Below are 5,184 nucleotides of genomic sequence, written 5' to 3' on the forward strand. Positions count from 1 at the left end.
TAGCCTCGTTTTTCAGGATTTTATAAACGGTGGAGCGGGCGATCCCTGATTGAGAAACCGGGGCCCGGTGAACAGGAATGTACCGACATATGCAGGGGAAATAACGGATAGGGTATGGTGTCGTGGCATAATCGACATAAGCGTGAGGCTTTACTGTACTTCACGACACCAAAAACTATCAGATCGCTTATCAATCAAAGCCAGCGAGAGCGTTTGAGCCGAAGCCACAGTAATACACAGGCTCCCAGCGTGACAGCGACCGTAGCCGGATAGCCAAAGAGCGTCTTCAGTTCCGGCATATGTTCGAAGTTCATACCATACATGCTAAAGACTACCGTCGGGATCACGAGGATGGCCCCCCAACCGGCCAGTTTCTTCACGACTTCGTTTTGCTGCACTGAAACCAGTGCCAGGTTAACGTGCATCGCGCTGCTTAGCAGCTCACGCATGTCATTTACATCCGTTACTACATGGCTTGCGTGATCCTGAATATCTCTGAAATACGCCCTGAGGGGTTTTGGAATAAGTTCTTCATGAATGCGGATAAGCTCTGTACAGATTTCTTCTACTGGCTGAGCGGCGTTGCGAAGCCCGAGTAGATTACGGCGGAGGGAATACACGTCCTGAATAGCTTCACGGTCAAATTCACTGTGAAAAAGTGTCGCTTCTATATCACCAATTTTGGTGTTGAGCCGCGCAGTCAGCTCTGCATAACTGTCAACAATAAAATCCAGAATACAGTAAAGAGGATAAGCCGGACCGTACGAAAGCATGTCCGGGGCCTCAGCAGCACGGGCGCGTATAGGTGCATAGCTCACTGAAGCACCATGGCGCACCGTAATAAGGAAGTTTCGGCCCACAAACAAATGCGTTTCGCCAAACTCAATATTGTCGTCCTGTCCACTGACGGTTTTTACAACGATAAATGCCGAGCTGCCATAACGCTCTATTTTAGGCCGCTGATGTGCATTAAGCGCATCCTCAACGGCCAGATCGTGCAGACCGAACTCCTCCTGGACTTTGTACATAAACGCAGGTTCAGGCTGCCAAAGCCCCAGCCAGATAAACGCATCGGTATCCTGGATGACTTCACTGATATCCTCAATATCTACGGTTTCGGCGGGGTGGCCTGAACGGTAGACCATACAGTTAACAATCATTTCCTGACTATCCCTTAAGCATGTGTCTAAGAAGCTTAACCATTTCCGTTAAATTTCCAAATTTTTATGCCGGCAGGTTTTAATATGTTGAATACTCAGAAAGGTCATGTTCACGCGTCGTTCAATCCGGGCACTGACTCTCCAGCCATTGACCGACGACGGGCCATAATTTCTCCGCACATCGCGTACGAAAAAATCCCATATGCCCAATGGACGAAAGACCAAACTCTGCGTGCCGTATCTCGCAGCGTTCTATTTTTGCTTGTTGCACCGGCTCCATCAGCCGCGCAATAGCTTCACGGTTAGCCCAGGGATCGTCATCAAATCCCATTACCAGCACGGGTAGGGTGATCTCACTTGCCCGCTGGCGTGCATTCCAGTGTGGATCATCGTAGAAATAACCAGGCAGTGCGCTCCAGCGCCCCCATTGAAGCATGACTGGCGCCGGTAAATCTTCACCCAGCCCCAGTCGCCTGGCAGGCATGTAACCGAAGATGCGGCACAGAATCGGAGCCAGAACACGTAATACGCACCAGACACGCACCTTTTCTGTGGTGCGTTTGATGGTGCTCGTCACCCCGGCATGTGAGGCTACAATGACCGCAGCTTGCAGGGCGTGGGTGGCTGTTGAAAGCAGAACGGCATGCCCGCCCACACTGTGTCCTACCGCCAACAGGCTAAGCTCAGGAAAATGTGCTTTAGCCCAGGCGGTTATACATCCGACGTCCTGGTCGATCCAGTCAGACATAGAAACGCGGTAAGTACGGACCAGCCCGGATTTAGAGAGGCCGGTGCCGCGATAATCGTATGTGAGGACGTTGAATCCTCTGTTAAAAAGATATTCTGCGAATCCCTTATAAAACCCCTGTACAACCGCCGTTGCCGGATGAAGGAGCACTATCGCTTTGGCATCGCTTCTTTCCCAAATTGTGGCTGCCAGAAATCCACCTTCATTGACGGGTATTATGACTGAACGCATTCATAGAGCCTTATTTATGTGGTCATACCAGTTATGCCTGAATTAAATCTAGCCTTTACTACCCCATCTGGCGATTTTTTTTTACACCCCAGCGTTTGTCCCTCGCTCAAAGCAGACAATAAACCTCGCCCGTGCGTTTTTAGCGAAACACACTGCCTTATGGGCTCAACGTGAGGAAGGGTACTCGCCGGATAAACGCCCCTTTAAAAAATCCTCTTCTATACTCAGTTACGTTTAGGGAAATATGCCGCCGTTTTTCACGTCGCGTTGTTTTAATAGCCATTGCACGCGCGAACAGCAGGGACATATATCCACGAAAACGCCTTAATGTTGGTCCATTTTGCATTTTTTAGAGGGGGATTCCTGGTATGTTGCATTCTCAATATTCGCGCGTCGGCACTATTTTGCTGCTGTTGGCCGCGGTTATAGGCTTCGCGGTGGCGCTATACGCCTGGTGGACGCCGCTTACCGGCGTCACAGGCACCATTGGCGCACTGGGCGTGGCCATTGCCAGCGCGGTGCTGGCGATACTGATCTTTGTGTTACGTGCGGCATCGGGGCGCGGGGCGCGTGTTTTCCTGATTATTGTCACCCTGGTGGTGTTGGCGGGTATTGGTTTTGCCGCCGCGCTGCTGCACCAGTACATCATAACGGCAGCCATGGTGGTCGGCCTGATTGGTCTGATTATGCTGAGCAGCCATTCCGCCCGTTACAACCATTCCGTCAGAACCTGAGGAGCCGCCCGTGCATAACGATAAGCATTATCCCTTCATAAAAGTCAGCATGACGGCGCTGGCGCTGCTGGTCACCCCGTTCGCGCTGCAGGCGCAGGATAAAGCCGCTGAGGCCTCTCAGGGGACCCAGGAATCACTGAATATTGATGCGGCCGATCAGCAGGCGCCTGGAACCACAAAAACCACAGACGATGCCTCAACCGGTAGCGGTGACGGAAAGAAAGTCGCCTCGGCCAGCCAGCCAGCGACGCCGCTGGTGCCCGGCACGCCAACCTGGGACAGCTTCCACGGCCAGCTTAACGCGCAGAAATACAGCCCGCTTACCCAGATCACGGCGGATAACGTCAGTAAATTAACGAAAGTCTGGGAGTTCCATACCGGCGACGTCTCGGATGGTAAAGGTGATACGCCAGCGACCGTGTGGTCCGCAACGCCCATTTTCGCTAACGACACGCTCTACATCGGCACCCCTTTCGATCGCCTGATTGCGCTGGATCCGGGCACGGGTAAAGAGAAGTGGCACTATGACACCAAATCGTCGCGCAAGGCACTGACCCAGCCGGTGCTGAAAAACCGCGGCGTTTCCTACTGGCAGGCCAAAAATCCGGTGAAGGGAGAGGCGTGCCAGAAGATGGTCTATATGGGCACCGTTGACGGCAAGCTCTTTGCGCTGGACGCCGATTCAGGCAAACCGTGCAGCGGCTTTGCGGACAACGGGGTGCTGGATCTGAATCAGTGGAACACCGTTAACGCCAAGTATCCGCTCTCTGTCCTGCAACCGCCAACCGTCGTCGGCAACCATCTGCTGGTGGGTTGGGCCGGGAAAGACTGGGCCTATGCCGAAGCGCCTCCGGGTACCGTATTTTCTGTCAACGCCCAGACCGGCAAGCTTGAATGGACCTTTGAGGCGATACCGGCAGAGATCCGCAAGCGTACCGGTACCGCTAACGTCTGGACGCACATGTCCGCCGATGAGGCCAATGGGCTGGTCTATCTCCCGGTCTCATCGCCGTCTCCCAACTATTGGGGCGGCAACCGCGTCGACGCAATTCCGCTTGGCACCTCCACCACCGCGCTGGACATCAACACCGGTAGAGTGGTCTGGTCCCGTCAGTGGGTACACCACGACGTCTGGGATTACGACATCAACTCTGCCCCGACGCTGATGGATATCACCGTAGACGGCAAGCAGATCCCGGCGCTGGTTCAGGCCACCAAGCAGGGCTTCCTGTTTGTGGTTAACCGCCTGACCGGGGAGGACGTATGGCCAATCGAAGAGCGTCCGGTTCCGCAGGGTGATGGTTCGGTCCAGGGCGAAGTTCTCTCGCCTACACAGCCGTTCCCGACCAAACCTGCGCCGCTGCTCGACCAGTCGAAAAAGCCGGAAATCTGGAAGCTGGCGGATATCGTCGGTGGCGGCCAGTGCTCTCGCCTGTGGGATAACCTGACCTATGAGGGAATGTATACTCCGCCTACCACCAAAGGCGAAGGCACGCTCACCTATCCCGATAGCGCCGGCGGCGTGCAGTGGGGCGGGGTGGCGTTCGATCCGCAAAAACAGATCGCCATCGTCAACACCTCGCATATCGTTCAGTACGTGAAGCTCTACAGCCGTGAGGATTACGATAACGCGGACAAAGACTCCGGCAACGAAAGCGGCTTTGCCCCACAGGAAGGCGCCCCGTACGGTATGCGTCTGCTGGTGGCGAGCAACTGGCTGGGCATGCCGTGCTGGCAGCCGCCGTTTGGTGAAATCGTGGCGATAGACATGCACACGGGCGATGTGAAATGGCGTCGTCCGGTTGGCGCCTCACAGCAGTATGGCTTCTTCATGCCGGAAAGCTGGGGTTCGCCTACCATTGGTGGCCCTGCAGTGACGGCGGGTGGCGTGATCTTCATCGGTGCTTCAATGGATGCCAAAGTGCGTGCCTACTCGGTAGAGAGCGGTGAAGAGCTGTGGTCCGATCAGGCAGAAGCTCCAGCGGTAGCGAACCCGTCCGTGTATGAATATAAGGGTCGGCAGTATGTGGCCTTCGTGGCTGGCGGAAACACGATCCTGAAGGATCAAGTAGGCGATCAGGTGGTTGTCTACGCGTTGCCGGAATAATTCATCAGGAAGGTGAAATAAGCGTGGGGCCTGCGGGCCCCACTTTATTTGCAGTAGTCGTTTCACCGACGCGCTTATTTATCGGCTGATGCGCCAGCACGCGTTGACATCTGCTCGGCGGACTTCAGATGCTGCTCAACGACCGGCGTGTGCTCTTTGGCCAAAGCCTTCACATCCGGATCGTCGATTTTACTGGCGTCGCTC

At 54.7% G+C, this 5,184-nt stretch carries 4 protein-coding genes and 1 pseudogene; 2 read left to right on the top strand and 3 right to left on the bottom strand.

Annotated elements, in window-relative coordinates; all coding sequences use genetic code 11:
* Positions 1–194: 194 nt before the first annotated feature.
* Entirely contained in the window at positions 195–1,160 is a 966-nt protein-coding gene (locus tag HP459_RS21135) for a magnesium and cobalt transport protein CorA (RefSeq protein ID WP_022648001.1), read from the bottom strand.
* Positions 1,161–1,281: 121 nt separating this feature from the next.
* Complete coding sequence (locus HP459_RS21140) at positions 1,282–2,139, bottom strand: alpha/beta fold hydrolase (RefSeq protein WP_171936789.1); 858 nt, start codon at positions 2,137–2,139, stop codon at positions 1,282–1,284.
* Between the two features lie 368 nt (positions 2,140–2,507).
* Between HP459_RS21140 and HP459_RS21145 the strand changes: the two genes are divergently transcribed.
* Complete coding sequence (locus HP459_RS21145) at positions 2,508–2,873, top strand: hypothetical protein (RefSeq protein ID WP_063202045.1); 366 nt, start codon at positions 2,508–2,510, stop codon at positions 2,871–2,873.
* A gap of 10 nt (positions 2,874–2,883) precedes the next feature.
* Positions 2,884–4,980, top strand: a complete 2,097-nt coding sequence (locus HP459_RS21150) for a PQQ-binding-like beta-propeller repeat protein (RefSeq protein ID WP_171936790.1) — start codon at positions 2,884–2,886, stop codon at positions 4,978–4,980.
* Between the two features lie 74 nt (positions 4,981–5,054).
* Here HP459_RS21150 and HP459_RS23605 read toward each other — a convergent pair.
* Positions 5,055–5,184 (bottom strand): annotated as a pseudogene (locus tag HP459_RS23605) (DUF4142 domain-containing protein); the annotation flags it as partial.

Source organism: Enterobacter sp. CM29, assembly GCF_013179605.1.
GTDB classification, from domain to species: Bacteria; Pseudomonadota; Gammaproteobacteria; order Enterobacterales; family Enterobacteriaceae; genus Enterobacter; species Enterobacter intestinihominis.